The sequence below is a fragment of the Cohaesibacter haloalkalitolerans genome, assembly GCF_003574655.1.
Taxonomy (GTDB): Bacteria; Pseudomonadota; Alphaproteobacteria; order Rhizobiales; family Cohaesibacteraceae; genus Cohaesibacter; species Cohaesibacter haloalkalitolerans.
The window spans coordinates 98,497-124,854 of record NZ_QNUM01000002.1 but is presented as its reverse complement, the minus strand read 5'-3'; the positions used below and the strand labels follow the sequence as shown (position 1 = coordinate 124,854).

At 58.2% G+C, this 26,358-nt stretch carries 25 protein-coding genes; 13 read left to right on the top strand and 12 right to left on the bottom strand.

The genetic code is table 11. The features are described 5' to 3' along the window. Positions 1–2: 2 nt before the first annotated feature. Together DSL70_RS04450 and DSL70_RS04445 are read right to left on the bottom strand one after the other, a co-directional pair. Positions 3–524 carry a GNAT family N-acetyltransferase gene (locus tag DSL70_RS04450; protein ID WP_119306719.1) on the bottom strand — a complete coding sequence of 174 codons (522 nt, stop codon included), beginning with the start codon at positions 522–524 and terminating at the stop codon, positions 3–5. Beyond that, the gene (locus tag DSL70_RS04445; RefSeq protein WP_119306718.1) at positions 524–1,729 is read right to left on the bottom strand and encodes an amidohydrolase; all 1,206 of its coding nucleotides are present in this window, start codon (positions 1,727–1,729) and stop codon (positions 524–526) included. Before DSL70_RS04445 ends, DSL70_RS04450 begins: the two co-directional genes overlap by 1 nt. Positions 1,730–2,012: 283 nt before the next feature. On the opposite strand from DSL70_RS04445, the gene DSL70_RS04440 reads away from it, so the two are divergent. The 3 genes from DSL70_RS04440 to DSL70_RS04430 all read left to right on the top strand — a co-directional run bounded on the left by DSL70_RS04440 (position 2,013) and on the right by DSL70_RS04430 (position 4,449). Next, the gene (locus DSL70_RS04440; protein WP_119307259.1) at positions 2,013–2,933 is read left to right on the top strand and encodes a S49 family peptidase; all 921 of its coding nucleotides are present in this window, start codon (positions 2,013–2,015) and stop codon (positions 2,931–2,933) included. Between the two features lie 224 nt (positions 2,934–3,157). After that, positions 3,158–3,391, top strand: a complete 234-nt coding sequence (locus DSL70_RS04435) for a hypothetical protein (protein WP_119306717.1) — start codon at positions 3,158–3,160, stop codon at positions 3,389–3,391. Between the two features lie 119 nt (positions 3,392–3,510). Further along, the gene (locus tag DSL70_RS04430; protein WP_119306716.1) at positions 3,511–4,449 is read left to right on the top strand and encodes an AEC family transporter; all 939 of its coding nucleotides are present in this window, start codon (positions 3,511–3,513) and stop codon (positions 4,447–4,449) included. Positions 4,450–4,486: 37 nt separating this feature from the next. Here DSL70_RS04430 and DSL70_RS04425 read toward each other — a convergent pair whose 3' ends face one another. Then, complete coding sequence (locus DSL70_RS04425; protein ID WP_119306715.1) at positions 4,487–5,290, bottom strand: hypothetical protein; 804 nt, start codon at positions 5,288–5,290, stop codon at positions 4,487–4,489. A 54-nt stretch (positions 5,291–5,344) separates the two neighbouring features. Further along, entirely contained in the window at positions 5,345–6,274 is a 930-nt protein-coding gene (locus DSL70_RS04420; protein ID WP_119306714.1) for a LysR family transcriptional regulator, read from the bottom strand. 161 nt (positions 6,275–6,435) lie between these two features. On the opposite strand from DSL70_RS04420, the gene DSL70_RS04415 reads away from it, so the two are divergent. After that, the gene (locus DSL70_RS04415; protein ID WP_119306713.1) at positions 6,436–6,696 is read left to right on the top strand and encodes a DUF1127 domain-containing protein; all 261 of its coding nucleotides are present in this window, start codon (positions 6,436–6,438) and stop codon (positions 6,694–6,696) included. 81 nt (positions 6,697–6,777) lie between these two features. Here the strand turns inward: DSL70_RS04415 and DSL70_RS04410 are convergent, their stop codons facing one another. Next, entirely contained in the window at positions 6,778–7,359 is a 582-nt protein-coding gene (locus DSL70_RS04410; RefSeq protein ID WP_119307258.1) for an ATP-dependent Clp protease proteolytic subunit, read from the bottom strand. A 405-nt stretch (positions 7,360–7,764) separates the two neighbouring features. Between DSL70_RS04410 and DSL70_RS04405 the strand changes: the two genes are divergently transcribed. From DSL70_RS04405 to DSL70_RS04380, 6 genes are all read left to right on the top strand, one after another. Beyond that, on the top strand, positions 7,765–8,094 hold the full coding sequence (locus DSL70_RS04405) for a hypothetical protein (RefSeq protein ID WP_119307257.1): 330 nt from the start codon (positions 7,765–7,767) through the stop codon (positions 8,092–8,094). A gap of 222 nt (positions 8,095–8,316) precedes the next feature. Further along, the gene (locus DSL70_RS04400; protein WP_119306712.1) at positions 8,317–9,480 is read left to right on the top strand and encodes a PA0069 family radical SAM protein; all 1,164 of its coding nucleotides are present in this window, start codon (positions 8,317–8,319) and stop codon (positions 9,478–9,480) included. A gap of 869 nt (positions 9,481–10,349) precedes the next feature. Continuing rightward, positions 10,350–12,377 carry an EAL domain-containing protein gene (locus tag DSL70_RS04395; protein WP_119306711.1) on the top strand — a complete coding sequence of 676 codons (2,028 nt, stop codon included), beginning with the start codon at positions 10,350–10,352 and terminating at the stop codon, positions 12,375–12,377. Between the two features lie 225 nt (positions 12,378–12,602). Continuing rightward, on the top strand, positions 12,603–13,463 hold the full coding sequence (locus tag DSL70_RS04390) for a TIGR01459 family HAD-type hydrolase (RefSeq protein ID WP_119306710.1): 861 nt from the start codon (positions 12,603–12,605) through the stop codon (positions 13,461–13,463). Positions 13,464–13,613: 150 nt separating this feature from the next. Further along, positions 13,614–14,477: a CAF17-like 4Fe-4S cluster assembly/insertion protein YgfZ gene (gene ygfZ / locus DSL70_RS04385; protein ID WP_162916348.1), complete on the top strand. Its 864-nt coding sequence runs from the start codon at positions 13,614–13,616 to the stop codon at positions 14,475–14,477. A gap of 159 nt (positions 14,478–14,636) precedes the next feature. After that, entirely contained in the window at positions 14,637–14,972 is a 336-nt protein-coding gene (locus tag DSL70_RS04380) for a hypothetical protein (RefSeq protein WP_162916347.1), read from the top strand. A 141-nt stretch (positions 14,973–15,113) separates the two neighbouring features. On the opposite strand, the gene moaB is transcribed toward DSL70_RS04380, so the two are convergent. Continuing rightward, positions 15,114–15,674: a molybdenum cofactor biosynthesis protein B gene (gene moaB, locus DSL70_RS04375; RefSeq protein WP_119306707.1), complete on the bottom strand. Its 561-nt coding sequence runs from the start codon at positions 15,672–15,674 to the stop codon at positions 15,114–15,116. Positions 15,675–15,808: 134 nt separating this feature from the next. Next, positions 15,809–16,429: a YitT family protein gene (locus DSL70_RS04370; protein WP_205563154.1), complete on the bottom strand. Its 621-nt coding sequence runs from the start codon at positions 16,427–16,429 to the stop codon at positions 15,809–15,811. 783 nt (positions 16,430–17,212) lie between these two features. Between DSL70_RS04370 and DSL70_RS04360 the strand changes: the two genes are divergently transcribed. Then, entirely contained in the window at positions 17,213–18,160 is a 948-nt protein-coding gene (locus DSL70_RS04360; protein WP_119306704.1) for a glycine--tRNA ligase subunit alpha, read from the top strand. 105 nt (positions 18,161–18,265) lie between these two features. On the opposite strand, the gene DSL70_RS04355 is transcribed toward DSL70_RS04360, so the two are convergent. Together DSL70_RS04355 and DSL70_RS04350 are read right to left on the bottom strand one after the other, a co-directional pair. Beyond that, entirely contained in the window at positions 18,266–19,336 is a 1,071-nt protein-coding gene (locus DSL70_RS04355) for a FecR domain-containing protein (protein ID WP_119306703.1), read from the bottom strand. A gap of 177 nt (positions 19,337–19,513) precedes the next feature. Beyond that, positions 19,514–20,713 carry a ChaN family lipoprotein gene (locus DSL70_RS04350; RefSeq protein WP_119306702.1) on the bottom strand — a complete coding sequence of 400 codons (1,200 nt, stop codon included), beginning with the start codon at positions 20,711–20,713 and terminating at the stop codon, positions 19,514–19,516. 281 nt (positions 20,714–20,994) lie between these two features. Between DSL70_RS04350 and DSL70_RS04345 the strand changes: the two genes are divergently transcribed. Continuing rightward, on the top strand, positions 20,995–21,555 hold the full coding sequence (locus DSL70_RS04345; RefSeq protein ID WP_119307256.1) for a LemA family protein: 561 nt from the start codon (positions 20,995–20,997) through the stop codon (positions 21,553–21,555). A gap of 129 nt (positions 21,556–21,684) precedes the next feature. Beyond that, complete coding sequence (locus DSL70_RS04340) at positions 21,685–23,670, top strand: DUF2207 domain-containing protein (RefSeq protein ID WP_162916346.1); 1,986 nt, start codon at positions 21,685–21,687, stop codon at positions 23,668–23,670. A gap of 56 nt (positions 23,671–23,726) precedes the next feature. Here DSL70_RS04340 and DSL70_RS04335 read toward each other — a convergent pair whose 3' ends face one another. The 3 genes from DSL70_RS04335 to DSL70_RS04325 form a co-directional block, all read right to left on the bottom strand. After that, positions 23,727–24,428, bottom strand: a complete 702-nt coding sequence (locus tag DSL70_RS04335) for a ribonuclease HII (RefSeq protein WP_119306700.1) — start codon at positions 24,426–24,428, stop codon at positions 23,727–23,729. Positions 24,429–24,438: 10 nt separating this feature from the next. Further along, complete coding sequence (locus tag DSL70_RS04330; protein ID WP_425359336.1) at positions 24,439–25,515, bottom strand: NUDIX hydrolase; 1,077 nt, start codon at positions 25,513–25,515, stop codon at positions 24,439–24,441. A gap of 147 nt (positions 25,516–25,662) precedes the next feature. Beyond that, the gene (locus DSL70_RS04325; protein ID WP_119306698.1) at positions 25,663–26,172 is read right to left on the bottom strand and encodes a tyrosine phosphatase family protein; all 510 of its coding nucleotides are present in this window, start codon (positions 26,170–26,172) and stop codon (positions 25,663–25,665) included. Positions 26,173–26,358: the final 186 nt, after the last annotated feature.

The window sequence follows — 26,358 nt, the reverse complement described above, 5'->3', positions numbered from 1 at the left end:
TTTCAGACAAACCCTTTTCGCATGACGAAATTGAGATAGCGCTCACCTTCTATCCCGAACCATGTTTCGCCGATTGTCTCGAAGCCCTTGCGCTCATAAAAGGTGATGGCTTCGCGGTTTTCCGCGTTGACCCGGAGGAATGCCGCCGTGTGTCCCGCGCCTGCCATGGACTGATAACAGGCCTTGAGCAGCGCCGACCCGACGCCCTGTCCCTTGTGCCGTTCCCGTATATAGAGCGTATCGATCTCGCTCTTTGGACAGTTAGGCTGTGGCAGGTCGGTCGGGCAGCACCAGCTGAGGTAGCCCCGCAGCCCGTCCTGCCCGGCGTAGGGCACGGCGTCGACCAGAAAATGGCGATCGGGATCGGCAGTCTGTGCTTCCAGATTGGCCTTTGTGAATGTCTCCAGCGCATAACTGGCAAAGACCGGCGGGATGCCGGGGCGGCAATAGGTGTGCAGCCACACTTCAAGGCTGAGGGCGGCCAGAGCGCTGGCGTCCTCGGGTTGTGCGGGCCTGATCACCATCAGCCCAGCCGATCACGGATGATGCGCTCGAAGATGCGGGCCCCGACAGGCGTCAGGGCATCGGGGAAGTCGAAATCCGGGTTGTGCAATTGCGGCTGATCGATGCCCGAGCCGAGCACGAACAGGGTAGAGGGACAGTGATGGCCGAACTGGCCGAAATCCTCCGACCAGCGCATCGGCTCGGTCTGTTCCTCGGTGCGGATGCCTTCCGCCGCAAGAGCCTTTGCCACCATCGCGGTGGTCTCTTGTGCATTTGTGCAGGCGTCAAAGACGTCGTCTTCTTCGATGTGCAGGGAAAGACCGGCAGTCTTGGCGGCATTGCTGGCCAGCGTTTCGGCTGCCTTGACCAGCCCCCCCATCACGTCGTCGGTGACCGTGCGCAGCGTCGCCCAGATTTCACCTGCGCCGGGGGCCACGCCGAAGCAGGGTTCGCCGACGCTCATGTGGGTGATGGTTACAAGCTTGTAGCTGGTATCGAGTTCCTGCCCCGCATCAAGGCCATTCGACAGGCCGTTGAGGCCTGCGGCAATGGTCATCATAGCTTCGACCGGAGAGATCCCGTCCTGTGGCATTGAGGCATGTGAGGTCTTGCCTTCCAGCTGAATGCGGATGCCGCGAGAGGCACAGCACATGGCGCCGGATTTAAGCGCCACGCTGCCAAGCCCGAGGCCGGGAAGATTGTGAAGGGCAAAGGCCATGTCCGGCTTGGGGAGACGGGTGGCAAATTCCGGATCCTGCAGCAGCGCTCTGGCGCCCTTGCCGGTTTCCTCGGCAGGCTGGAACACCAGTATCACGCGGCCAGAGGCCGGGCGTTGCTTGCCAAGGCGCATGGCCAGCGCCAGAAGAATGGCCATGTGACCGTCATGGCCGCATAGATGGGCCTTGGTCTCAAGCTCCGAGCAATAGGGTACGTCGGACCGTTCCTCGATGGGCAGGCCATCGAGTTCGCAGCGAAACAGCAGCGTCGGACCATCCTTGCCGGACTCGAACAGAGCCGCAATACCGGTGCCGCCAAGGGCGGTGCCATCGGGCTCGGCCCATGGGCCGAGCCCGGTCACAATCCGGTCCGGCGATAGCTGTTCCAGCTCTGCGACAACCCTTTGCGCGGTCGCCATCTCCTGCCCCGACAGGTCGGGTCGGCGGTGCAGTGCCTGCCGGAAGGTGATCAGGTGGTTGATCTCGGCATTGGTCAGCTCTGTGCTCATGATATCCAAATTCCAACTTGGTCTGCGTGTAGGTGCCAATCGGCGCGCGCATCTTATGACTCTCGCCGATGCAAAGAAAAGGGGAAAAGCGAGACCAAAAGGCCGAAATGTGCAAGATTGCAGAAAAATGCAACCAAACCTCAACGGCTCCTGCGCTAGAGCGTTGACAACACAATTTTTGAATGCGTCGCACTGGAAATACAGCAGTGTCGGCCCCAGATAAAACAAGACAAAACAAGGCGAACGATCCGCGTCGATCACCGTGAACCAGAGGATGTCTGCCATGAAAATCATGAAATATCTCAGGAAAGTCATTCCTTCGAGCATTCTGCCTGAAAAATGGTTGAAAGAGCCCGTGGTCATTCCGGTGGTGCGCATGGTCGGGCCGATCATGGTCAGCAATGGCGGCCACATGCGGTCAAGCCTCAACATGGCCTCCATTGCCGGGCCGTTGCAGAAGGCCTTCGACATGAAGGACGCGCCAGCCGTCGCCATTTCGATCAACAGCCCCGGCGGTTCGCCCGTGCAAAGTCGCCTCATCCATGAGCGCATCCGCCAGCTCGCCGCCGAAAAGGGCAAAGACGTGCTGGTCTTCTGTGAGGATGCGGCAGCCTCTGGCGGCTACATGATCGCCGTCGCCGGTGACGTGATCATCGCCGATCCCAGCTCGATCGTGGGCTCCATCGGCGTTGTGTCCGGCGGCTTCGGTTTCGTGGACGCCATAGCCAAGCTCGGCGTCGAGCGCCGGATCTACACCGCAGGCACCCAGAAGGCGATGCTTGATCCGTTCAAGCCGGAAAACCCCGAGCATGTGGCCCATCTGGATGAGCTGCTGCAGGATCTGTTCGAAAGCTTCAAGGATCTGGTGCGCAGACGCCGCGGCGACAAGCTTACCGAACCGGAGGACAAGCTCTTTACCGGTGCGTTCTGGACCGGCAACAAGGCGCTCGACTACGGTCTGGTTGACGAACTGGGCGATATGAACAGCTATCTCAAGCGTCGCTATGGCGAAGACATGAAGACAAAGCTGATTGCGCCACCGTCCGGCTTCTTCAGCCTCTTCCACTCCAGCTCCCTCTCGATGGGATCAAGCCACAGCGGCAGTGCAGGCGACCCGGTTGATCGCATCGCCGAAGGTCTATCCGCCGAGCGGGTTCTGGCGAGCCTTGAAGAACGGGCCCTCTGGTCACGCATCGGGCTCTGATCCTCTCTTCTCATGACTGGAGGCAAGGCCGTCGGGCCCTTGCACCTTGCTGGCTGAAGACCGGATTTCGAAGCAAATTCAGACATGACCTGTTGGCTCGCCCTGTTAGCCAACCCCTGTTGACCAACCTTGTCATCTGAAGGACATCTGCTGGACAGGGGCGCCGCGGTTTGCTATCGCGGTCCTGTTCATCCGGATTGGCCGCCGAGAGAGGGAGAGCGCCGTTGATTGCGAAACTGATGGTAATGCTGGCCGCATTGGCCGCGCTCTGGATCATATCGAAACTGCTGGTCAAGATCCGCGCCCAGGGCACCGAACTCAACCGGCGCCGTGAGGCCGAGGTGCAGCAGCGACAGGCTGAAGCCATCAGGGAAGACCGTGCAAGGGCCGAGCGCGAGGCCGATATCATCGATCTTGAAGAAGACCCCGAAACCGGCGATTTCCGCGAGAGGCGTTAGCCGAACAGCGCAGGGGAAGGCGACTGCGTCCCCCTTGCCAAGAGACCATTCTGGACACTAGCATTGACAATGTCCCGCACGCATGGCGGGAAGAGATCGCCCGGGGGAGGGGCGTTGTCATGTCTGTGCTCGATCAGATCCTGCCAATTCTGTTTCTCATTCTGGCTGGCATGTCGTTGCGCCTGCTCAAGGTCCTGTCCGCCGAGATCATGGAGGGGCTGACCCGGCTGGTGGTCAATCTGGTCTTGCCCAGCGTGCTGTTCACGGTCTTTCTCGACATGGAGATGAAGGCATCCTATCTGGGGATGTTTGTGGTAACGGCAGCCATTTGCGGCGGGCTCTATGGTCTTGGGCGTCTGGTCGGGCCGAAGCTCGCGCCCGGACACCCATACTTCCCGTTCCTGATGACCGGCTTTGAATATGGCATGCTTGGGGTGAGCCTGTTCGGTGGTGCCTATGGTCTGCAGGCCGTGGGCTATATCGCGGTGGTCGATCTGGCGCACGAGCTGTTCATCTGGTTCATTTTTGCTCCCATGCTGATGATCCGCCGCGATGGGCGGAGCGATCCTGCAGCCATCCTCAAGATGTTTGTCACCTCGCCGGTGGTGATCGGGCTGGTAGCGGGTCTTGTCTGCAACGGGCTCGGCCTGTCAGAGACCATCAAGACCACGCCGGTGCTGGCCAGCCTCTATGGCACCATGAAACTGCTGGCGGGCATGGCCATTCCACTCATCCTGCTGGTGGTGGGCTATGGCATTCGCATTCATCGTGAAGGCCTTGGCGATGTGCTGAAACTGGTCGCCTTGCGCTATGGCATTCTGGTGCCGCTGGCCCTGCTGCTCAACAGCCTTGTGCTCGATGGTCTGCTCGGGCTCGGGGCGCCCTTCCAGATGGCCTTCTTCACCTTGATGATCCTGCCGCCACCCTTCATCATTCCGCTGTTCATGCAGAAGGCAACCGAACACGAGAAGGCCTATGTGATCAACGCACTGGCGGTCTCTACGGTGGTCAGTCTGGCGATTTTCTCCATCTATCTGGGCTTCCACCCCACGCTGTGATGCGCTGCGAGGGGCAGGAGCAGATAGGGGATAAGGCTCAGAGCGTCAGGTCGGCGGCAATCAGCGACCGGTCATCGAAGGAATGGCGCGCCGGGCCGAGCCCCTTGCATTGCAGGTTTTCAGCAATGCAGAGCGGATCGATCATCAGCAGGCGGGACAGTTCCTGCTCGCACTCATCGAGTGTGTCAAGAACACTGGGGTAGCCGTCCGACGTGATGACCAGCCTGCCGGATCGGGCCGGAAAGCTCTCCCTATACACGTCCGGCACGCCTTGCCCGTTGATCGCGCCAAAGCTGAAGGCGTTGTCCTGCCGGTTCAGGAAGCGCGCCTCGTCCAGCAGCAGATCATCGATCAGATGGTCATAGTCAGGGCGGGCCATGATGGCATCGGCCTCATGGCCATCTTGCAATAGCGCATTGATCTTGAGCGCGCGTGCCTTGGCGCAGATCTCCTCCGTCTGCCAGAACACGGCGTTTTCCTGTCCCGCATTGCGAAATTTGCAGTCGCCAATCCGCCAGATTTCTTGGTGATATTGCGAGAAAAGACAGAAGACAAAGCCGCCGGTTGTCCGAAAGTCTTTCAGTCCTGCCGCTTTCTTGTGATCAACGGCCAGCCCGGTCAATGCCTCTGTCAAAGCGGGCAGCGTGATGTCCGATGGCATTGCCTCGATGAGGGCTTTGGCTGCGTCGAGCAGGGCCGTGATGACATCCGGGCCGGAAACCGCTGGCCCGCGCGAACCATCCAATATGCCGAAATGATGGTCGGACAGTACAACGCGGTCCTCGGTGTATCCGCTGACGGACTTGCCGCAACTGAATTGTTCCAGAATAGTGAATGTCATCGCCTGTTTCCCTTGCACGGTGCCTGTGTGATGCCTTTCTGTGAGATCGTGGCACTAACCCCACACCGGGTCCAGCACGTCAGCGGCCAGATAACCGTCGTCACCCAATCGTCCATGGCTCGACAGCCAGTCCAGGAAGATCCGGGCTGCGGGGCTGGGCTGAGGGCGCTCCGAGGAGGGCCGCACCACCAGTCCTTCCCGGAAGCAGTAGAAACCGGCAGGGGCAACAAGGGTCCCCGACTTCAGCTCCTTCTCGACCAGAAACTTCGGCGCAAGCGCCACGCCCATGCCTCGCTCGGCAGCTTCATAGGCAAGCCCTGCCAGCTCGAAGGTCTGCTGGGTTTCGCTCACGATCCTGAGGCCAGTCAGTTCGGACCAGCGCTCCCACCCTGTTTCCGATCCGCGCCGGTTGATCCGGGTGCGAAAGCGGAAGGCACCGCCCTCGATGCTGTAGCCATAGGTCGGAGACAGGACGGGCCCGATATGCACATCTCCCAAGGTGGTGGCATTCGGATGGGCCTCCATCGGGCTTACCAGTCGGTCCCAACTGAGCACCAGATCGACAGAGCCATCGATGGCATGGGAATTTTGCGGCACGGTCAGGGTGATCTGGATCTCGATATCGGGATGATGCCGGTTGAACCGGGCCACAATCGGTATCGCCCAGACGCGGGCAAAGGTTGAACTGACCTTGATGGAAACCGTCTGTTGCTTCCGGCTGCGCGTCACCTCGGCGTAGCCCCTGCGGATGTCGGCAAGGCTCGCAGAAACCACAATGGCAAATTTCTGCCCCTCTGGTGTCAACCGGACGCCCGATCCATGCTTTTCGAACAATGCGACGCCAGCGAGATCCTGCAACTGGTGCAATTGCTTGCTTACTGCGCTGTGGGTCCGTCCGAGCTGATGGGCCGCGCCGGTCACCGATCCGCTGTGATAGAGAGCGTCAAAGGCCAGCAATGAGGCAAGCGGGGGCAGGTGCACCATGGAAAGGGGCTCCGATAGAGGCGGGCATGTCACTTTTTCTCACATATAAGGTTTCTATTTTTCAATTTTATTACAGTGCAAAAAGCGCAATAATTGCATCAGGACAAATCCTGTCGGCATAGCACGGGCAATGGATAACAATAACAATCAAGGAGAAGGCCATGAAGGCAACGTTTGAAGGCGAGTTCAACCGCTTCGGCGACAGGGAAGTGCTGGCGCTCATCGAAAAGGCAGCAGGACGGTCCGGTAAACCAGCAACAATGCAGGAAAGACTTGTGCTCTGGCTGGGGCGCTACAGGCAGCGTCGGCAGATGGCGCGGGATCTCAACTCGATCGGCTTTACCGACACGGTGCTCGAAGACTTCGGGTTGACCCGGCAGCAGGCGGAAAGGGAAGCCGCAAAACATTTCTGGCAGGCCTGAAGCCTGCCAGAAGGCATTTGTGAAAGCATTCGGAACTCATCGCCTCGCGCACTGGATTGGGCGCAAGGCAGGTCCCCCGACTTAGCCGATTTCGGTGTGCGAGGTGATGATTCTGGATACAAGGCCATAATCCTTGGCCTCTTCAGCAGACAGCCAGTAATCGCGGTCGGTATCGGCTGCGATCTTTTCGATCGGCTGACCGGTTGCCTCGGAGAACAGCTTGTTGAGGCGCTCGTTCATCTTGATGATTTCGCGGGCCTGAATTTCGATGTCCGATGCCATGCCCCGCGCGCCACCGGACGGTTGATGCAGCAGGAAGCGGGTGTTCGGCAGGCAGAGACGACGCTCGACTGGCACCGAGATATAGATCAGTGCACCAGCGGATGCGACCCAGCCGGTACCGATGATCCAGACCTTCGGCTTGATGAACTTGATGATGTCATGCATGCAGTCGCCGGATTCGACATGGCCGCCGGGGGAGTTGATGAAGACCTTGATGTCCTCGTCTCCTGTTGCGGCAAGGGCAATCAACTGGGCGCTGACCTTCTGGGCCATTTCCTGCGTGACTTCACCGTAAATGAAGACGGACCGGGATTTGAACAGGGCCTCGGCCGCATCCTTGCCCATCGAGTCTTCCGACTTTTTCTCATTTTCTTCGCTCATGGTGCGAACTCCCATATGGCAATTGACTATGCCCTTTTGGCATCTGGCTCAAACCGGGCGTCGAATCAAACATAGTTCGCGCCCACCTTAATAACAACACGTGAACAAGTCCTTTTATGAATGCAACAAAATGGCTCATTGAAGGCATCTTCGAGGCTTTGTTTGCAGAAAAGGGCACAATGCTGCATGTCTGCTCAAGGGGTCTATAGAGGAGAAGCTGGCAAAACAGGTTGCCGAATGCCCGGTTTTGTGGAATCTAATCAATGCAACCTCCGTTAAACCTCAGAGTTTAAAACACTTTTAATGTACATGTCTGTTCTTGCGCGGAGACCTGTCTGATATTTCAAACGACCCGGGCAAGGTCGCTTTTGCATGCGCTTTGCGAAGGGATTGGAGACCTTTTTCATGAAAAACTATATCCTTGCAGCATCCCTTCTTGGTCTGGCCGTTGCTTCAAGCGTTTCCGCACAGGCCGCAGACCGCAAGGTCACGATCAAGAATGAGACCGGCTATGCGATTGTTGAATTCTATGGATCCAACAGCGGAACCGAGGACTGGGAAGAAAATATTCTGGGTGGTCAGCGCCTCAATCATGGTGATGCCATCGACGTCAACTTTGATGACGGGACCGGAAACTGCATGTTCGACTTCCTGGCTGTGTTCGAAGATGGCGATCAACTCACCAAGGAAGATGTCGATGTTTGCAAGATCGGGACCTTCACCTTCAACGAATAGCATCTGAAGCGATCGACAGTCGCCGAAGTTCTCCGAACTTCGCGCCGCTTCCTCTGTGTTGGGGGGAGATGCTCCCTCCATCTTCTGGGCCTCGTCCGATAGCGGACAAATCAAATTTGTTCTTGATATGTTCTTTTTAATATCGCATCATTCCAATAGAACAAAGCGCTAACAGAATCGAAGGCAAAGCGCAACTGCCTGACTTCGACAAGCGATGGAGTGATGACAATGGCAGCCGCCAGGGCAACTGCTCAACAAGCCGCTAAGGAAGATGCCGATCCGTTTGTCGGCTTTCAGGTCGATCCCGATCTGCACGAGGGCAAACGCATCCGTGGCCGGGGAACCCGTAGCAATCAGGCCGGCCGGTTCGAGCCCTATCAGACAGAGCCCATTAATGACGGCTGGTCCGATTACGTCGATGACGAGGCGCTGCCGCCTCTGCGCACGGAAGTGCAGGAGGAGAAGTCGCGCACGATCATCACGCGCAATGACTCGCCCGATATCCCTTTTGACCGCTCCATCAATCCTTACCGAGGCTGCGAGCATGGCTGTGTCTATTGTTTCGCCCGTCCGACGCATGCCTATATGGGGCTGTCGGCAGGGCTCGATTTTGAAAGCAAGCTGTTTGTCAAACCGGATGCGGCCAACCAGCTTCGGCGCGAATTGTCCGCCCCCGGCTATCGTCCGCGTCCCATCGCCATCGGCACCAACACCGACCCCTACCAGCCGGTGGAGCGGACCTATCGGCTTATGCCCGACATTCTGGATGTTCTGGAAGAGACCGGCCATCCGGTGGGGATCGTCACCAAGTCCGGGTTGATCCTGAGAGATCTCGACAAGCTCAAAAAGCTCAATGAGCGCGGCCTAGTCAAGGTCGCCTTGTCGGTCACCACACTAGACAACAAGCTTTCGCGGGCGATGGAACCTCGTGCTGCCAGTCCGCAACGACGCCTTGAGACAATTGCCCGGCTGGCCGAGGCTGGCATTCCCACTGCAGTCATGGTTGCTCCGATCATCCCGGCGCTCAACGATAGCGAACTGGAAGCCATCCTCAAGGCGGCCTATGAAGCCGGAGCCCGTGAAGCCGGAACAATACTTCTGCGTCTGCCCCATGAAGTCAGCCCGCTGTTTCAGGACTGGTTGCTGCATAACTACCCGGATCGCTACAGACATGTGATGAATGTCTTGCGATCCATGCGGGGCGGCAAGGATTACGACAGTCGAACCGGTCAGCGGATGCGTGGAACGGGTCCTTTTGCTGAACTTCTGCATAAAAGAATGGACCTCGCCTGTAGAAATCTTGGCTATAGCACCAAGAGGACTCGCTTATCCTTGAAACATTTTGTGGGGCCAAAGAGAAATGAGGATCAGTTGTCATTATTTTGACGCAGTTTTTGATGACAACTTGGATTACATCGATTCAGTCGTGAGACATTCAAGCCTCAGACAGGGCAATTGATCTGGACCAGAGACGTATAGCGGACAAGAAATCGCTATCGGATCAAAAGAAATTAGATATAACCGGACAAAATCGGTTCGGTATACATCAGTTTTGATCAGGATCAATTGGAATTGTCATGGAATCGCGTAGCGAGCCTGACAGTTTAGGCTTTCAGCGAGTAAGCTGAGCTTGATCGCACTTGGCAGGAACACGCCGCATCGTTCCTGCTGCGTGGTGAATGTGGCTTCCCTTCACCGCGCGTCTAGCTGCCCCGTTTCTGTCGCTACCAAGCGGTTTGAGCGGGGCAGCCTATTTTTTCAGAATTCCTGTCAGCCGTCGTCAATCTCTTCAGGATCGCCAATCTCTTCGGGATGATGCATCCCGCAAGCGGTCAAGGTTGGTGTTTTGCGTCTTCCTCAAAGCCCATTCCGTCATCGGTCTGGCGGCTGCAAAGTTGTGCCCCGAGAATGGGAAAAGCACCCTTTTGGAGATAGCTGCGGGCCAGCTACGGGGCGTTGGCAATGTTTGAGGAACTTGCGAGGCGCAAAATAGCCCACACCCTCGCGTGAAACACTTCCCACTCCCGCTCGGGCATATTACCCTAACAAAAGGTTAAATGCATGATTCGGCGTATTTGCGCTGAAAAGCTCTCGGATCGGCCCGCAAGCCCGGATGCTTCCATTCGTTGAAATCTGCCCTGAGAGAGACCGGCAAGAGTATGGCGACAAGCACAGCGTGATCTGCGTGTCTTGATGCTGATGAAGTAACAGTAAGAAAACGGGCGCGACAAGACGCCTGCAACGGAGATGAAAACATGCAAAGGCTAGGGGCCGTTTTTATCGCCATTTGTATGGTAGCCATCTCCGCGTCTGTCGGCGCCATGTTGCATTTCAAGTTCGGCCTGTCGATCACGGAAGCATCTCCCTTTTCCTTTGGTGTCTTGCTGACCCTGCTGTTGGTACACTATCAGATCAGCCGCGTGCGTGACCGCTTGATGCTTGATGAGCAGATGGATGACATGACGCGGCTCAAGCTCTCCCTGACCAAGGAAGTGCAGGAGGTGCGCGATATGGCGCGTCAGCTCAATGCCTCGGTCGCCGAGCGTCTCGAAAAGGAAATGGAACCCTTTCTGGCCGAGCTCGATGTTATCGGTACGCCGGTCAAGCAATTGGCCGAGAGCTGCGCCGAGCTGGATGACCGCGTCCAGAAGGGTGACCGCCGGGTGGCCGAGGTCAACGCCCAGCTGATCGCGGCAACCAGTTCAGTCAAGCAGCTTGAAGAACACTTGCGTGCTAGTGCGCGGTCTTTGGCTTCCAGAGGTGACCGGCCTGCGGCGCCTGTTGCTCGGGAAAGCGTTGAGTTCACCGGACCGGACGCCCCTTTCGGGGAGAGACTAATGGAGCCGACGCCATTTGAAACCGCTGCGACGGTCAAACCAGCCACGCCAGAAGGTCCAGCTCCGATGGCTGCCGAGCCCGCCGCTGTGCCACGTCCGGCTCTGGCACCACGCCCGGAGAAGCCGATCAATCCGCAGGATGAAACAGATGTTCGGCGTGCTCTGGCCCTTGGCCACATCGAGCTGTTCATGCAGCCGATTGTCTCCCTGCCCATGCGCAAGCCGCAGTTCTATGAGGCTCTGACGCGCCTCAAGACCGATGATGATCGCATCATCACCCCCGATATTTTCTTGCCAGTCTGCCGCAAGAACAATTTCCTGCCGATGCTGGACCGTCTGGCGATCAACGAGGCTTTCCGCCTGTTGCGCCGATTGACAGACCGCGGCCATGCGGTTGACCTGTTCTGCAACCTGTCGCTCGACAGCCTCGCTGACGTCGACTTCTTCAATCTGATGCGCGATCTGTTCGACCAGAACCGCGATTTGTCGTCCCATGTGATCCTTGAGTTCTCTCAGGCCGACATGCGGTCCTTCGGCCTGTTGGAAGACGAAACTCTCAAGCTGCTCACCTCCATGGGTTTCCGCTTCTCGGTCGACCGGGTGACCAATCTGGCGGCCGGGTTTGATGATTTTGCCCACAAGGGCGTGAAATTCGCCAAGATCGCTGCACCGATCCTGACCCATCGGGAAGCCGGGCGCGGGCTGGATATTCATCCCGCCGATTTCTCGCGTCTTCTCTCGCGCAAGGGTATTGAACTCATCGTCACCCATGTTGAGAGTGAGCGGGATCTGGTCAACCTCATCGATTTCAATATCCATCTGGCGCAGGGTAATCATTTTGCCCCGGCCAAGGCCCTCAAGGCCCCTTCGACGGATACGGCCTTGCGCGGGGGCGAGCAGTCCGGCACCATCGCCCAGCAGCAACAGGCCGCCGCCGGGCAACCACCGCGCCGAGACATGCCCCCCCAGCTCCAGCAAAGACCAGCTCCCGCCGCTCAGGCGCGCACGGCTCAGCGGCCTCAGCCACAGCAGGGCATGGCTCCGACGCAAGCGCAGAGAGCAGCACCTGCCGTCCGGTCCGCGCAGCGACCACAAGCACCGTCCTCCGCTCCGGCGATTCCCGCCCAGTCAGCGTCTGGCCTCAGGCCAGGACCAAACGAGTCGTCCCGCACTCTGGGGCAGAATCCGCGCATAGCTGAAGCCCTGCGCGCAATGGCGGCCGAAGATGGCAACAATAGCGAAACCCGCGATCAATTCCGCACGGCCCTTGCCGAGGCCGCAGGTCTGCTTGGCTCCGGCGATGCGTCAGAACCGGTAGCCGCGCCGCGTCAACAGCGCATGGCCGCGCCGCAGCCAAGGGCGCAATCCCTTGCCGACCGTCTGCCTGCATCCGATGACTTTGGCCTCCAGACCGGGACTGATCGCGGCCAGTACATTGAGATCTAGCATATCGAGATCTAGCATATCGAGATCTGGCATATCGAGGTCTGGCATATCGAGGTCTCGCCGGGGCGCCACCGGATGATCTGCGTCAGTCGTGTGGCCGCGACCCTTTGTCAGCCTTTGCACACATGTTTGAGCCCGATGAGGGGGGCTGCCTCTTGACCTTGTATTTTTAACAAGAGACAAGGGGAGGAACCTCAAAATTGCTCTCGATCTGAAGGGATTGTCATGTCTTCCCGCCTTGCCGGCCTTTCCACCATCGCGTCAAACTACAAGGGACTGCTTTCGGATATCTGGGGGGTCCTGCACGATGGCGAGACCGTCAATGACTGCACGGTCGATGCTCTGAGCAATTTTCGCAAGCAGAACGGGCTGGTCATCCTGATCACCAACGCGCCGCGTCCCTCTGCCAAGATCTGCGAACAGCTCGACATGCTGGGCGTGCCGCACAGCGCCTATGACGCTGTGGTCACATCCGGTGACGTAACGCGGGATGTCTTGCGCAATTCCGGCAAGAAGCGGGTCTATCATCTGGGCCATGAGCGCAACCTGACGCTCTTTGAAGGGCTGGACTTGGACCTGGTCGATGAGGCCAGCGCCGAGATGGTCTGCTGCACCAGCCTTCTGGACAATCTGACCGAAACGCCGGATGACTATGATGACCTGCTGCGCCGCCTTGCCCGGCGTCAATTGCCCTTTGTCTGTGCCAACCCGGACCGGATTGCCGATCAGGGTGGCCAGTTGGTCTATTGTGCCGGCGCTCTGGCCGATCGCTATGAAGCCTATGGTGGCGAGATCTTCATGGCAGGCAAGCCGGAAGCTCCCATCTATGAAGCCTCACTTGCCCGCTTTGCCGCGCTCAACAATGGCGCTCCGCTGGCCAAGGACGACATCCTCATCGTCGGCGATGCGCTGCCGACCGACATGCGCGGTGCGCATTACCAGAAAATCGACGCGCTGTTCATCACTGCAGGCATTCATGCGCTTGATTTTGGTCCGCACGACGCTCCGGACGATGAGCGTGTCAATCTGCGCCTGACCCATGAGGACGTGGAAACAGTCGGCTTCATGACCCGGCTTGCCTGGTAGGCAAGCCAAGCATTCGGACCCTGCCGTCCGGCCAGATCCGGTTTGGACTTGCAGCGCGGCAGGGTTGGATTGATGACGCTCTGCGCCTATATCTTGTCAGAAGAGAAGACCTCTGCTGCCCGCCGCTTCCGCCGAAAAAGGAATGAGCCCATGTCCGATGTCGTGTCCCCCTCCATGTCCGAAGATGCAATCCTCCATCTTGCCAACCGCGCTGTCGTGCGCCTGTCCGGCGCTGACACGGAGAGCCTGCTGCAACGGCTTGTCACCATTGACATGGATGAACTCAAGGCGGACGAGGTGCGCCATGGTGCCCTGCTGACGCCGCAGGGCAAGATCGCCATGGATTTCCTGATCTGCCGGGATGGCGACGCCGTGCTGTTCGACCTCGACCAGGCTATCGTTGCGGCCTTCATCAAGAAGATGACGCTCTACCGCATGCGCTCCGATGTCACGATCAAAGAGAGCGACGAGAGGGTCGGGGTCGCCTTCAGGGCCGATGCCGATCCGGATGCGCTTGCCGTGCGGGATATCCGGTCGGACCTGCTGGGCTGGCGCCTCTATGGCAAGGGCGAGGGCTGGCAGGCAACAGATGGGCAGAAGAGCGACTATCTGGCACGCCACATCGCCGCCATCGTGCCTCAGGCCGGGCTGGATTTCACGCTGGAAGATGCCTTCCCCTATGACATCAATATGGATTTTCTGGGCGGGCTGTTTTTCGACAAGGGATGCTATGTCGGCCAGGAAGTGGTCTCCCGCATGCATCATCGCGGCACGGCCCGCAGGCGGCTGGTGCGCGTTGAGGCCGATATGCCGATCCCGACCGGTGGAGCCACAATTGAGGCTGACGGCAAGCCCGTCGGAACCGTGGGAGCCGTGCTTGACAAGCGGGCTCTGGCCGTGGTGCGCCTTGATCGTGTCGGCGAGGCCCTTAAGGAAATGGTGCCCCTGACGGTGAAAGGCATTCCCGTGCGCGTTGAGCTGCCGGATTATGCCGATTTTTCCCTCGATCGTTGAGATCGCCGAAAAGCCTGTGTGATCAACGGGCAAGGCGATGCGGGCCGAATATCACTTTTGGTCTATGCTTAACAAAAATACAATCGCTCCTCGTCCCTCAATCCTTTATTAAGCATCTCTGCCTAGTCTGGAGTCCAGTGGGGACGAAGGAACAATCAGATGCCGACAGACTTGTTTGTGTTGGATTCATTGGTCGAGGACATGGCGGCTTATGCCAAAAGGCAGCTTGAGGAAGGCAACCTTTCGGGGCCGCGTTTCGGCGCATATGTGAAACTGGCGTGGTGCACCCAGTCTGGCACACCATGCTACTCTGATTGTCAGAATATCATCGACGCCCTGCAGAAATTGCGCGCCCTGGATCAGGACGAGCAGCTGGACAGCTTCTATGTCGCCATGACGGCAGCCAGCATGGAAGCCTTCCCGCGGATGAACACGACGCTTAGCGATTTCGATGCCATCCGCCGTCTGGGCGCCTCGTTGCGTGAGGTGGCCTGAGCAGTCACCGGCGATAGCCTTTCAAGCCCCTGACGCAGTAACTGCCATCACGGCAACGATGGTTCAGGCCACACGCTCTGTTGCAGATTGCGGCAATGCCCCGTACCCGGTTCTAGGAGGGGTCGCCAGCACAGGCCATTCTCAGGTGCGGGCTTTTTCTCTTTTTAGATGCTCATCAAGCCGCGGCATGATCTCGACGAAATTGCAGGGGCGGTGGCGATAGTCGAGCTGAGGGGCGAAAATGCCGTCCCATGCGTCCTTGCAGGCTCCCGTTGAACCGGGGATGCTGAAAATGAAGGTCGTGCCGGCAAGCCCGGCAGTTGCTCGTGACTGGATGGTCGACGTGCCGATAGTTTCGAATGATATCTTGTGAAACAGCCAGGAAAAGCCGTCCATATGCTTGTCGAACAGCGGCATCATCGCTTCCGGTGTCACATCGCGACCGGTAAAGCCAGTGCCGCCGGTCGAAATGATCACATCAATGCTCTCGTTGGCAATCCATGCCTTGGCCTGCGCCTGAATGGCCTCAACCTCGTCTTTGACGATGGCCCGGTCTGCCAGAATGTGCCCCGCTGCTTCAAGGCGGTCGACCAGCGTCTGGCCGGACTTGTCGTCAGCCATCGTCCGGGTATCGGAGACAGTCAGGATCGCGATTTTCAGGGGGATGAAGGCGAGGGGGCGATCAGAAGGGGCATGGGCCATGGCGTCAGTCCTGTCGAGCTGGATGCGGGGTGATTGAAACCGGAACCTGATCTATCAGCTTTTCCCTCCATCCTGTCAAGCGGCCACCCCGGAGCAATGTGCCGCTGCTGTTGGCCCGATGCTCATTTCGGCGTTCATCTGCCGATATAGCGGTCGCGGCGGTGGTTGATGGCGATGATGGAGTTGAGCACGATGGAGCCGAAAACCGACCAGGCCACGGTCTGCCACGGGAAAAAGAACAAGGCGGTCGCAAAGATCACGAAATCCAGCAACTGCTGCACATAGCCTGCGCGGAAACCGGTAAACTCCTGAATGGTCACCGCCATCGCGCCTGCACCGCCGAGGCTGCCCTCATGGCGGATGATGGCCAGCAACCCCGCGCCGACCATGGCCCCGAAGGCCAGCATGCCAACCAGCGGGTCCAGATGCTCAAAGCCGATGGCCGGGCTGACAAATTTCATCATCCCCGACATGCCAACAACGCAGATGACGGACTTGATGGTAAAACGCATCCCCATGCGGTGATAGGTGAACCAGTAGAAGGGAATGTTGACCAGAAAAAACACCGTGCCGAAATCATATCCTGTCAGATAGGTGATCAGTAGGGCAAGCCCCGCCGTCTGGCCGGTCAGAAAGCCCAGTTGGGTCAGGAATACCATGCCCAGAGAGCAGGCGAACACCCCGAAGGCGAGGCCCTGGACATCTTCCAGAAGACTGTGCTTGTCGCTGCTTTTTATGGTGTTGGTCATTTTCATCTTGATGGGCCATCCCTTTGGCTCGACGGATCGATGGCCAGCATCTAAAGAACTCGTCGCCAGGATGCTAGTGGAAAAGTTCAGGAAAGGCATGCTTCAAGGCAGGTTTGCTCTGAACGCGCAGCCAATGAACAATACAAGTGGCAAAGGGACGCTTTGCAACCGTGTTGCCGATGTTGCCAAAGGCTCGTCGGGAACAGAGGCAACGCCACAGGGAAGATATGGGAAGAAAAAGAGATGCGATCTGCCTTTGAACAAATTGCGCGTTGGGGGACGCAAGAGCAATTTCATCACGAAACCATACGCTTTCAGCCTTCGAGTGGGGACAAGGAAGGCGGAGAGCCCGACAGCGTGATGTCAAAGGCAGATCGCGGGTTCAGCCATCAAAAAGACAACCGAACCGATTTGATTATGGATTTAGGGAATTCGTTTTCTTGTGGCGCAGGACCAAGTCGCATCTCCTGAGGCCGATGCGCGGGCTTATACAGCAGCCGATATGAATGCAGTCTGAGTGGCTCATTCATATTCCGTTCATATTGGCATCAGGAGCTAATCAACAGATGCCTATTTGAGATCGTAGGAGATATATTCAAAGAGGTCCAGCGGAATTTGTCTTTATCTTACAGAGAATGCCAAGCAGGGGAGCGCCAGCATAGGACCTGCAGAAGATAGTCACAGAGCAAAAACCCGCTTTTCTTATGGGTTCGATTGCATTAGGGTCCGCTCGAGCCTTCGGGACAATCGAGTATTGAATTTTTCACTTCGAACGAGACACTTAGGAAGATGACCGACATTCTTGCCCCCCACATGCAGCCTGCACGCTCTTTTCAGGGCATGATCCTTGCGCTGCAGAAATACTGGGCCGATTACGGCTGCGCAGTTCTTCAGCCCTATGACATGGAAGTCGGTGCCGGTACGTTCCATCCGTCAACCACCCTGCGTGCGCTCGGGCCGCGCCCATGGCGCGCTGCCTATGTGCAGCCTTCGCGCCGTCCGACCGATGGCCGCTATGGCGAGAACCCGAACCGTCTCCAGCACTATTATCAGTTCCAGGTGCTTCTGAAACCGAGCCCGGAAAATCTGCAGGAGCTCTATCTGGGGTCTCTCAAGGCCATCGGCATCGACAGCTCTGTCCATGACATCCGCTTTGTCGAGGACGACTGGGAAAGCCCGACCCTTGGCGCATGGGGCCTTGGCTGGGAATGCTGGTGTGATGGCATGGAAGTCAGTCAGTTTACCTATTTCCAGCAGGTGGCAGGTATCGAGTGTGCGCCGGTTGCCGGCGAGCTGACCTACGGTCTGGAACGCATTGCGATGTATGTTCAGGGCGTCGACAATGTCTACGACCTCAATTTCAACGGCCGTGATGGCGACGAGCGCATCACCTATGGCGACGTCTTCCTGCAGACCGAGCAGGAATATTCCCGCCATAACTTCGAATATGCCAACACCGAAATGCTCTTTCAGCATTTCAAGGATGCCGAAGGCGAGTGCAAGGCACTGCTGGAGCAGGGCGAGAAGGCTGGCAGCGAAGCCGGCATGCATTATTGCGTCTTCCCGGCCTATGACCAGTGCATCAAGGCATCTCACGTCTTCAACCTGCTTGACGCCCGTGGCGTGATTTCCGTCACCGAACGTCAGAGCTATATTCTGCGCGTGCGCGAGCTGGCCAAGGCCTGCGGCGAGGCATTCCTCAAGACCAAGGCCGGTGGCCTTGGCTATGAAGGCTGACCTTTCGCGGCACTCAGGCGATTGGCGCCCGATATCAAAAAACCGGCTTCATCAAATGAAGCCGGTTTTTTCGTAAGTCCATCTGGTGAACGGCCTTCGCAGACCCTACTTGCCGAGAGCCGTGTCGCTGGCGTTAGAGTTTTCCGAGTTGCCTGCGCCGTGGCTGTTGCCCGGACTGGTCGTTGAGGTGGTTGTATCGGAAGACGATGAACCTGGGTTGCTCTCTGTTGCCGTATCGCTGGCGCTGGAGTTTTCCGAGTTGCCTGCGTTATTACTGTTGCCGGGACTGGAAGTCGAGGAAGAAGCATCAGAAGATGAGGAATCCTCGGCTGTGGAGCTGATGCTATCGCTATTGCTCCCATGGTCATTGTCACTGTCATCATCACTACCAGCAGTCTGTGATCCATAAGCACGGTTGTTTGCTGCCGCCTTGCCTCGCTTGCCATTGTTGGATGCCGATGTGGTGACTGCTTTGCGAACCGCCTCAATGGTGGTGGTCTCAAGCCGGGCACCCGGTTTGAGAGCGACCACTTTGTCCTTGACCTTGACCGTTGCATAGAAATTCGGCTTGCTGATCTTGGAACGGATGGTCCGCACGGCGGGTTTTGCTCCTGCTGCCGTGACATTCATCTCAGTCTTGCCCGTTGCACTCTGCGTGACAGATGCTGTCTGGCCGCGCGTGATCTCCGTGGTGTTCCCGGTCGCCCCATCGGAGACTTCCACGCGGCCGTTGTGCACGGATACATTGGAGCGGTTCTTTGCTACGTCAACCGTGAAGGTCGTACCCTTGACCACGGCAGTGAGATAGGGTGTCTTGACAGCGAAATGCTGCACATCCTTCTTGTTGACCGATAGCTGAAGCTGCCCGCTTTGCTGAAGGATGAGAGTCTTGCCCGGCTGGATGTATTTATCAGGCGGGATCGCCATGATTGTTCCCGGCCCGACCTGAATGCGTTCCTTGCCTCTGGTGAGCAGCAGGCGCGTCCGGTTTGATGTCGAAAGAGTCTGTCCCGGAGCCAGTATTGAGCCTTGACGCACCTTGATGGCAGTTGCGCCCTTTTCGGCGATATAGGCAAGACCGGTAACCTTCTTTACGGTCCAGCTGGCAGTTGTCTGGGCGAAGGCTGCTGACGGAAAGAGCAGGAAGAGCGCGAGAATGAAGGCAATACGATGCATTACTGCATATCCTTGGTATTTGAAGACGGGCAATCAAGCGTCAGAAAGACATATTCGTTCTGCGAGATATGACCGCGGCAGCCTGAACGTGAGATTAATGCAGTGATCAAAATGGAGGCAATCGTTACAATAGTGCGCAAAAGTGTCCAAGTCGGTTAAGCAAACGTTAATGGTGCTTTACTGCGTGTTTGAAGATGTCTGTCCGTGTTGCATCGCCTTCAGTTGCTCCTTGAACTTCTCGCAAGGGTCGATCTCATCAACGCGGGGAGTGAACCAGACAAAATCATAGAGTGCAGGATCGAAGCCGGGGTAGGTGGCCGGATCATTGCTGCCCCTCATGACCTCCATGAAGGAGACGGAGACCACGGTCTTGCCGGGCTCCAGAAACATCGGCACGCCGCGGTCCTTTCGGGTGTGGCCGTTACCGGCGATGAGGATTGAAAGATCGTCTGCAGTGCCAGCCTGCCGCATGGCCCGCGCCATATGGGCATCCTTGAGCCGCTGCATCGTCATCAGCGGGCCGACCGAGCCGGGCCCCATCATGCCGCAATGAGCGGCGACCAATTCCTCGGTGAGGCTGTCGCGCTGGCTGACGTCATAGTCCAGCTCCCACCTGAGGTCTTTCTGCAAATCATCAGACAGGATCCCCTTGCGGCCAGCCGCCAGCAGGTCGTCCCGTTCCGGATTGCCTGCGTGCAAGGTCATGTGATGGGCAAGAGCTGTGGTAAAAATCGGTTGGTAGAGCGCCCAGTCGGGCCAGCCGCGTGTCTCCCATTCCAGCGTCAGCCCAAGGGGCTTTGTTAAATTTTCGGCAGTTTTCTGCGCCTCAGGACCGGAAACAACGGTTTCGGCAGCCTTTTGCGAGATGGCATCAAGAGCAGGCTGGTAATGTGGCTCCAGCATTTCAAGGATCACATGTCCCTTGCGTCCGCTCGGGGCAATCCGCACAGCGGCCTCCTCAATCATCCGGGCCTGCAATGCATGATGGCGGGGATTGTCGTGTTTTTCTCCCAGCAGCAGATAACGGGCCCCGGCGATGGCGTCAGCAAGCTCCTGCACTGAGGCTTTCTGTCCGGTTCGTGTGTTCCAGAGGCTGTCGGACAATGGATGGTCTGTCAGTATCATGGACCGCTCGCTGTTTCCGGGTGCCTGTGCAGGTGCGGGGGCGCTTGCCGCCTGTGCAAGCGGCGGGGCACCAAAGAAACCTGCAGCGAAAAACAGGACGAGAATGAACAGGAATGCCAGAATGACTGCAAACAGGATGAAGACAAAGACGCGGCGGGCGAGTGAGCGCTGCGGTAGCCCGTCATGAATATTGTCATGATTGCTGTCATGATTTCTGTCCGGCTTTGTATCATGGCTTCTGCCATGGGGCATGGTTTTTCCTCCTCATTTCCTGATGCCGAGGGGTGCCCGGCTTCGCACTTTTGATCTGCAATCCTTTCCGGCGACTGGTTGCGGTGACGGACGGAAGCCATTTTAAACCATCCCGCCAGTGAGTACAGCAGCCACGCGGTGCCGTTGGCCGAAAGAAGTAGGCGGAGGGTAAATACTGTGGCCCCCTCCAACTCTTGCTTGCACTTTGCCTTCTGTGGGTTAATCTCCGGAAACAAACCTGGCTCACAGGAATACGAATTTATAGTATGGGAGACATGATTATGGCTATCAGCTGGGTCCTTCTCGGGATCGTGGTTCTTTTGGGCCTTTACGCCATCGCCATCTACAACAAGCTGGTCAAGACCCGGCAGATGGTCAATGAAGGATGGTCGGGTATTGATGTGCAGTTGAAGCGCCGGGCCAATCTCATTCCAAACCTAGTCGAAGCCGTGAAAGGCTACATGGGCCATGAACGCGAGACCCTTGAAAAGGTCACCGAAATGCGTGCCCGTGCTGCCAACGCCTCTGGCGGCGGTGCCATGGAACGCGCTCAGGCCGAAGGCAACCTGTCCAAGGCGCTGGTCAATCTGATGGCTGTTGCCGAAAACTACCCTGACCTCAAGGCCAACGAGGGGTTCCAGAACCTGCAGCAGGAGCTGGCCAAGGCCGAGGATGAAATCCAGCTTGCTCGCCGCTATTACAACGGTACGGTTCGCAACCTCAACACGATGATCGAACAGTTTCCGTCCAATATCGTTGCCGGCTTCTTCTCTTATGACAAGAAGGACTATTTCGAACTGGACAATGAAGCAGACCGCGCAACGCCGCAGGTCAAGTTCTGACAGAGGTCTGTTCAGCGCTCGGTGGCTCGACGCTGCCGGGTCTCCATGTTGATGCCCGCCGCAGTGTGCCGATGTCCGGTGCCGCGTCGGGCTTTCCCATTTGCCGTACATGATCGGAAGGTGGCCGGTATGATGCTCCGTAGCCTGTTCTATTCAGTCATCGCAACCCTTTGTCTGTTGTTCGGAACGGGCAGCCCCGAGGCCTTCGCCCGCGAGCGCATTACCGATTATCAGGTTGCCATTACCGTCAATCCAGACCGCACGGTTGATATCACCGAGGTCATTTCGGTCACTGTCGAGGGCGATCAGATCAAGCGCGGCCTGCTGCGGGATATCCCGGAGACCTATCGTGGCAGAGGCGGCAGCTATGTTCACATCAATCCCACGGTCAGTGCCGTGCTGCGCGATGGGCAGAGCGAGCCATACCAGACCAGCCACGAGGGGCGCTATTTCCGCCTGCGCATCGGCGACGCCGATGTGCTTTTGCAGAATGGTGTCCACACCTACGAGATCTCCTACAGCGTCGACGATTCCATCGGCTTTTTCGATGACTATGACGAGATCTACTGGAACGCCATCGGCACGGAGTGGGCCTTCCCCATTGATGCCGCCCGCGTGGTCGTGCAATTGCCCGATGGGGCAAGCGTTCTGCAATACTCGGTTTATACCGGCAGCGAAGGCGAGAAGGGCAATAGCTATCGGGTGGCTGGCCAAAGCGAAAACGCCATCGCCTTCGAGGCGACACGCCGGTTTGATGTCGGCGAGGGCATGACTGTCGCCGTGGCCTGGCCAAAGGGCATCGTGCCGGAACCGAGCAAAGCCGAACGGGCCGTTGGAAGCTTCCTCGACAACAGCCCGATGATGGTCATCATACTCGGCGCCGTGCTGCAATTCCTCTGGCTGGTCTATTCGTGGATCAAGGTTGGAAAAGACCCCGAGCGTGGCACCGTCATTCCCCTGTTCCGGGCACCCGACACCATATCCCCCGCCATCGCCAGCTATATCTATGGCATGGGCACCTTCGAGGAAGGCGACCAGACCTCCTTCATGGCGGCCCTGATCTCGCTGGGCACCAAGGGCCTCATTTCCATCAAGGAGGAAGGCAAGAGCGTCGAGATTCATCGCACCGACAATCCGGGTAGCACAGCTTCGGGCAGAAAACAGATGGACAGCCGCGTCAAGGCTTTGCCTGCTGGCGAGAAGGCCCTGTTCAAGGCGCTGTTCAAGGGGCGCGATGTGGTCAAACTGAAGACCATGCAATATGAGCAGATGAGCAAGATCATGTCGGCCTTTACCAGCGCCATCGACAAGGAGACCGGCGAAACCTATTTCCACGAGAATATGGGGAAGAGCTTTATTGGCCTCATGATCGCCGTTGCATCGATGGTGCTGTTTGTTCTGTTGCGGACTTTTCTGGCGCCTCCCTTCGAGTTTCCCATTCTGGAAGTGGCAACTGCAGTCTTCCTTGGCGTGTTCATGACCCTCTTCTTTGTCTTTGCGGGAGCTCTGCTGCCGGAGAGGATCAGCAATGGTCTGAGAACCATCATCCTCGCTGGTCTGGCCATTGTTGCCATCTTGATCATGGTTGGTGAACAGACCGATGTGATGCCAGGGTCCGATTTCTTTGCAGTCGGGCCAACGTTGCTGGCCGTTTTCATGTGGCTGTTGGCGATTGCCTTCTATCACTGGATGAAGGCGCCGACCCTCAAGGGCCGCGAGATCATGGACAAGGTTGAGGGGCTCAAGCTGTTCATGACCGTGACCGCAGGCGAACAGGCCTATCAGGCCAGCGCGGCGGGCATGCCGGAGCTGACGCCCAGGCTCTATGAAGATCTTCTGCCCTATGCCATTGCTTTGGGGGTTGAACGCAAGTGGTCCAAGATCATGGAAAAGAAGGTCTTCTCGCAGATGCCTCCCGGACAATCCTATCAGCCGGTCTGGTATGCGGGGCACTTCGATACGTCGAAACCGACTGCCTCCCTTGCACAGGTCACCGACGCCATTGGCACCAATCTCAAGAGCGCAATGACGCCTCCTGCCTCCTCGTCCTCGGGCTCCTCGGGTGGCGGCTCATCCGGTGGCGGCGGCGGTGGCGGCGGCGGTGGCGGCTGGTAATTGCTGGCAATCGCCTTCCATGCACCCCGCTGGACTGAAGCGGACGGCTTCAGTATTCAGTCAGCGGCCTCTTCAGGCGTCAGCGTTGGCAGGCGTTCGTATATGGGCCGGAAGCTGCGCCGGTGGTGGATGGTAACCCCCAAGCGGTCTAGCGCGTCCAGATGCTGTTTCGTGCCATAGCCCATGTGGCTCTCGAAGCCATAGCCGGGGAAGGCGCGCCCCATGCGCATCATCAGGTGATCGCGGGTGACCTTGGCAACGATGGACGCTGCCGCAATGGAGAGCGACCGGCTGTCTCCCTTGATGACGTGACGTCCGGGGCAGGGCGACGCTGTGGCGACATCGCGCCCGTCAAACAGCGCAAAGGCGGGCCGCACCGGCAGGCCTTCCAGAGCCCGAGCCATTGCCCATAGCGTTGCCCCGCGAATGTTGAGGGCGTCGATCTGGGCCGGAGAGGCCGAGGCGACCGACACATGGGCGCTGGTGCAGATCTCCTTGAACAGCCTCTCACGCTTTGCTTCCGACAGCTTCTTTGAATCATTGAGCCCATCAGGAATGGCCATAGGGTCGAGGATCACCGCAGCCGTTACCACAGGACCGGCCAGTGGCCCGCGCCCCACCTCATCGACTCCGGCGACCGGCCCACCGATCTGCTTGATGATCTCTTCTTCAAGCGAATAGTCCGGTCCGTTACTGGCGAGGTCGAATAGACCGCCTTGTGTGGTCTTGCTGTTTGGGAATGATCCCTTGCGTTTCATGGCGCTGTTCCTATCCGGCGTCCATCTTGTTGACGCTGCCGACGCGCAGCCCCGGTGCCGGACGTTCGACCAGCACCGACCGCCGGAAGCGGAACAGTTTGGCCGGTCTGCCGCCGGTGCTCGTTGAGGATGCCCCGGTCGGCTCGACCAGTTGGCCCTGTTCCACCAGTCGCCGGAAATTCTGCTTGTGCAGATGGCGCCCCGATATGGCCTCCACCGTTGCCTGCAGCTCGGTGAGGGTGAAACTGTCGGGCAGCAGCTCGAAGATCACCGGCCGATATTTGAGCTTGCTGCGCAGGCGTGAAATGGCGGTTGCGAGGATACGCCGGTGATCCATCTGCATTGGCAGACCGAACAGCTGTGTGCCAGCTGCGGGGGGGGCGCCGCGATCACGATAGTGCTCAAGCACCAGACCGGCCTCGTAAAGCAGCTCATAGCGTTCCAGCACCCGTTCCTCATCCCAAACTGCGCCGTCAATGCCAAAGAACAGACGCAACCGCTGCATCGGGCTCAGCGCCTTGTTGCCGTCGTCTGTTGCCGTGGCGGCCCAGTCGCGCAGCGCCGGGATCAATTGGCCATCGAGCATCGGGGGGCGATCATCGCGCCAGTCTTCCCAGGGGAAATGGCTGTACCAGCTGCGCCAGCGCCCGCCGAAGCCGTTCAGTTGCTCGTCATTGCCGTTGTTGGCAGTCTCCGCCAGATGCGTGAGGGCCAGATAACCGATCGATACCTCGTGCAGGTCTCCCGCGTCGGCCTCCACTCTGCGGCCCCTGTCGCCGAACGTATAAAGCTGCTCCACATAGCCAAGGCGCAGGCCGGTCTGGCTGCGCACCCAGGCGCGCAACCCGGCTTCCAGCGTGCGATGCCGGGCCGGTTCAAACGGACCGAACGGCAGCGAGGCCTGATTGCCAATGGTGCCGGTGGACATTTTCGGTTCCGGCGTGGCTGGATGCTGCGAGCGAAGGGGCTGAAGGGCAGGGGCGTCATTGCGACGGGCATTGTCGGGCAGATGCACTTCCAGCACCATCGGCGTCAGCGCCCGTACGGCGAGAATGGCGGCATTGAGCCCGATGGCGATGGAAACCATCGATGTGTTATCGGCGTCCTGATCCACGATCTGCCCTTGTTCTCAGAATCCGGTCAAAGGTCTTTCGTGTATGGTTACAGCATCAGGAGGAGGAAGAAAACCATTTCCGACCGAGGGCTGGCGTGCGCTATCGAGGCGGCACCACAATCAGTCGATATGGGGCATGGCAAATACGTTGCCTTCATAGCAGTCGGCGCCACGGCCGATGCTTCTGATGGCTTCATTCATGCGCCCATCGCGCCCCAACAGCTCGTCAGCCAACTCCACCAGCCGCCGGTTGGGCGTTGCAGGCGGGGACGCCTTGCGCAGATCCTCGGCCAGCAACATCTCGTCAAGATCGGGCCGCAGGGCACAGGCGGCGATATAGGCCGAAGCGGTCGACCGGCTGACACCGGCCCAGCAATGGATGACCATTGGCGCACTGCGGTCCCATTTGTGCAGAAAGGCAATCAGCTGCGCGACCTGCTGTCCGGTGCTGAGCGTGAAACCGGGGATGGTGGCGGCAATATCGTTCATGCCGAGAAACAGATGATTTTCCGGTGCGATGCGCTTCGGACGGATGACCTCCATGTCAGGATTGACCACGCTGACCAGATGAGAGGCCTTGACTGCCTCGACCACCCTGTCGAGCTTGGAGAGGGAGCAAACATAGAGCATCGAACGAACCGTACCTTTCCTGCCGGTCCCCTGACCGGACTTCAATCACCCACGCTGCGAGAGGCGCTTTGATGGCTGCCCTGAGAGGACAGGACAAGACTAGCAGCTTTTCATGTCCCTTGCGCTCAACCGGCGCTTACCATTTGGTCGCAAACCCTTCGTCTCAGACCCGGGAATTGCGGGAAT

What these genes read in the sequence shown, in the direction of transcription:
- DSL70_RS04415 (WP_119306713.1), top strand. Translation starts at nt 6,436, where the DNA reads ATGAAGGCAACGTTTGAAGGCGAGTTCAACCGCTTCGGCGACAGGGAA.
- DSL70_RS04395 (WP_119306711.1), top strand. Translation starts at nt 10,350, where the DNA reads ATGCAAAGGCTAGGGGCCGTTTTTATCGCCATTTGTATGGTAGCCATC.
- DSL70_RS04410 (WP_119307258.1), bottom strand. Translation starts at nt 7,359, where the DNA reads ATGAGCGAAGAAAATGAGAAAAAGTCGGAAGACTCGATGGGCAAGGAT.
- DSL70_RS04390 (WP_119306710.1), top strand. Translation starts at nt 12,603, where the DNA reads ATGTCTTCCCGCCTTGCCGGCCTTTCCACCATCGCGTCAAACTACAAG.
- DSL70_RS04330 (WP_425359336.1), bottom strand. Translation starts at nt 25,515, where the DNA reads ATGGTTTCCATCGCCATCGGGCTCAATGCCGCCATTCTCGCCGTACGG.
- DSL70_RS04360 (WP_119306704.1), top strand. Translation starts at nt 17,213, where the DNA reads ATGACCGACATTCTTGCCCCCCACATGCAGCCTGCACGCTCTTTTCAG.
- DSL70_RS04425 (WP_119306715.1), bottom strand. Translation starts at nt 5,290, where the DNA reads ATGACATTCACTATTCTGGAACAATTCAGTTGCGGCAAGTCCGTCAGC.
- DSL70_RS04355 (WP_119306703.1), bottom strand. Translation starts at nt 19,336, where the DNA reads ATGCATCGTATTGCCTTCATTCTCGCGCTCTTCCTGCTCTTTCCGTCA.
- moaB (WP_119306707.1), bottom strand. Translation starts at nt 15,674, where the DNA reads ATGGCCCATGCCCCTTCTGATCGCCCCCTCGCCTTCATCCCCCTGAAA.
- DSL70_RS04335 (WP_119306700.1), bottom strand. Translation starts at nt 24,428, where the DNA reads ATGAAACGCAAGGGATCATTCCCAAACAGCAAGACCACACAAGGCGGT.
- ygfZ (WP_162916348.1), top strand. Translation starts at nt 13,614, where the DNA reads ATGTCCGATGTCGTGTCCCCCTCCATGTCCGAAGATGCAATCCTCCAT.
- DSL70_RS04420 (WP_119306714.1), bottom strand. Translation starts at nt 6,274, where the DNA reads ATGGTGCACCTGCCCCCGCTTGCCTCATTGCTGGCCTTTGACGCTCTC.
- DSL70_RS04450 (WP_119306719.1), bottom strand. Translation starts at nt 524, where the DNA reads ATGGTGATCAGGCCCGCACAACCCGAGGACGCCAGCGCTCTGGCCGCC.
- DSL70_RS04380 (WP_162916347.1), top strand. Translation starts at nt 14,637, where the DNA reads ATGCCGACAGACTTGTTTGTGTTGGATTCATTGGTCGAGGACATGGCG.
- DSL70_RS04340 (WP_162916346.1), top strand. Translation starts at nt 21,685, where the DNA reads ATGATGCTCCGTAGCCTGTTCTATTCAGTCATCGCAACCCTTTGTCTG.
- DSL70_RS04370 (WP_205563154.1), bottom strand. Translation starts at nt 16,429, where the DNA reads ATGAAAATGACCAACACCATAAAAAGCAGCGACAAGCACAGTCTTCTG.
- DSL70_RS04440 (WP_119307259.1), top strand. Translation starts at nt 2,013, where the DNA reads ATGAAAATCATGAAATATCTCAGGAAAGTCATTCCTTCGAGCATTCTG.
- DSL70_RS04325 (WP_119306698.1), bottom strand. Translation starts at nt 26,172, where the DNA reads ATGCTCTATGTTTGCTCCCTCTCCAAGCTCGACAGGGTGGTCGAGGCA.
- DSL70_RS04405 (WP_119307257.1), top strand. Translation starts at nt 7,765, where the DNA reads ATGAAAAACTATATCCTTGCAGCATCCCTTCTTGGTCTGGCCGTTGCT.
- DSL70_RS04350 (WP_119306702.1), bottom strand. Translation starts at nt 20,713, where the DNA reads ATGCCCCATGGCAGAAGCCATGATACAAAGCCGGACAGAAATCATGAC.
- DSL70_RS04400 (WP_119306712.1), top strand. Translation starts at nt 8,317, where the DNA reads ATGACAATGGCAGCCGCCAGGGCAACTGCTCAACAAGCCGCTAAGGAA.
- DSL70_RS04445 (WP_119306718.1), bottom strand. Translation starts at nt 1,729, where the DNA reads ATGAGCACAGAGCTGACCAATGCCGAGATCAACCACCTGATCACCTTC.
- DSL70_RS04345 (WP_119307256.1), top strand. Translation starts at nt 20,995, where the DNA reads ATGGCTATCAGCTGGGTCCTTCTCGGGATCGTGGTTCTTTTGGGCCTT.
- DSL70_RS04430 (WP_119306716.1), top strand. Translation starts at nt 3,511, where the DNA reads ATGTCTGTGCTCGATCAGATCCTGCCAATTCTGTTTCTCATTCTGGCT.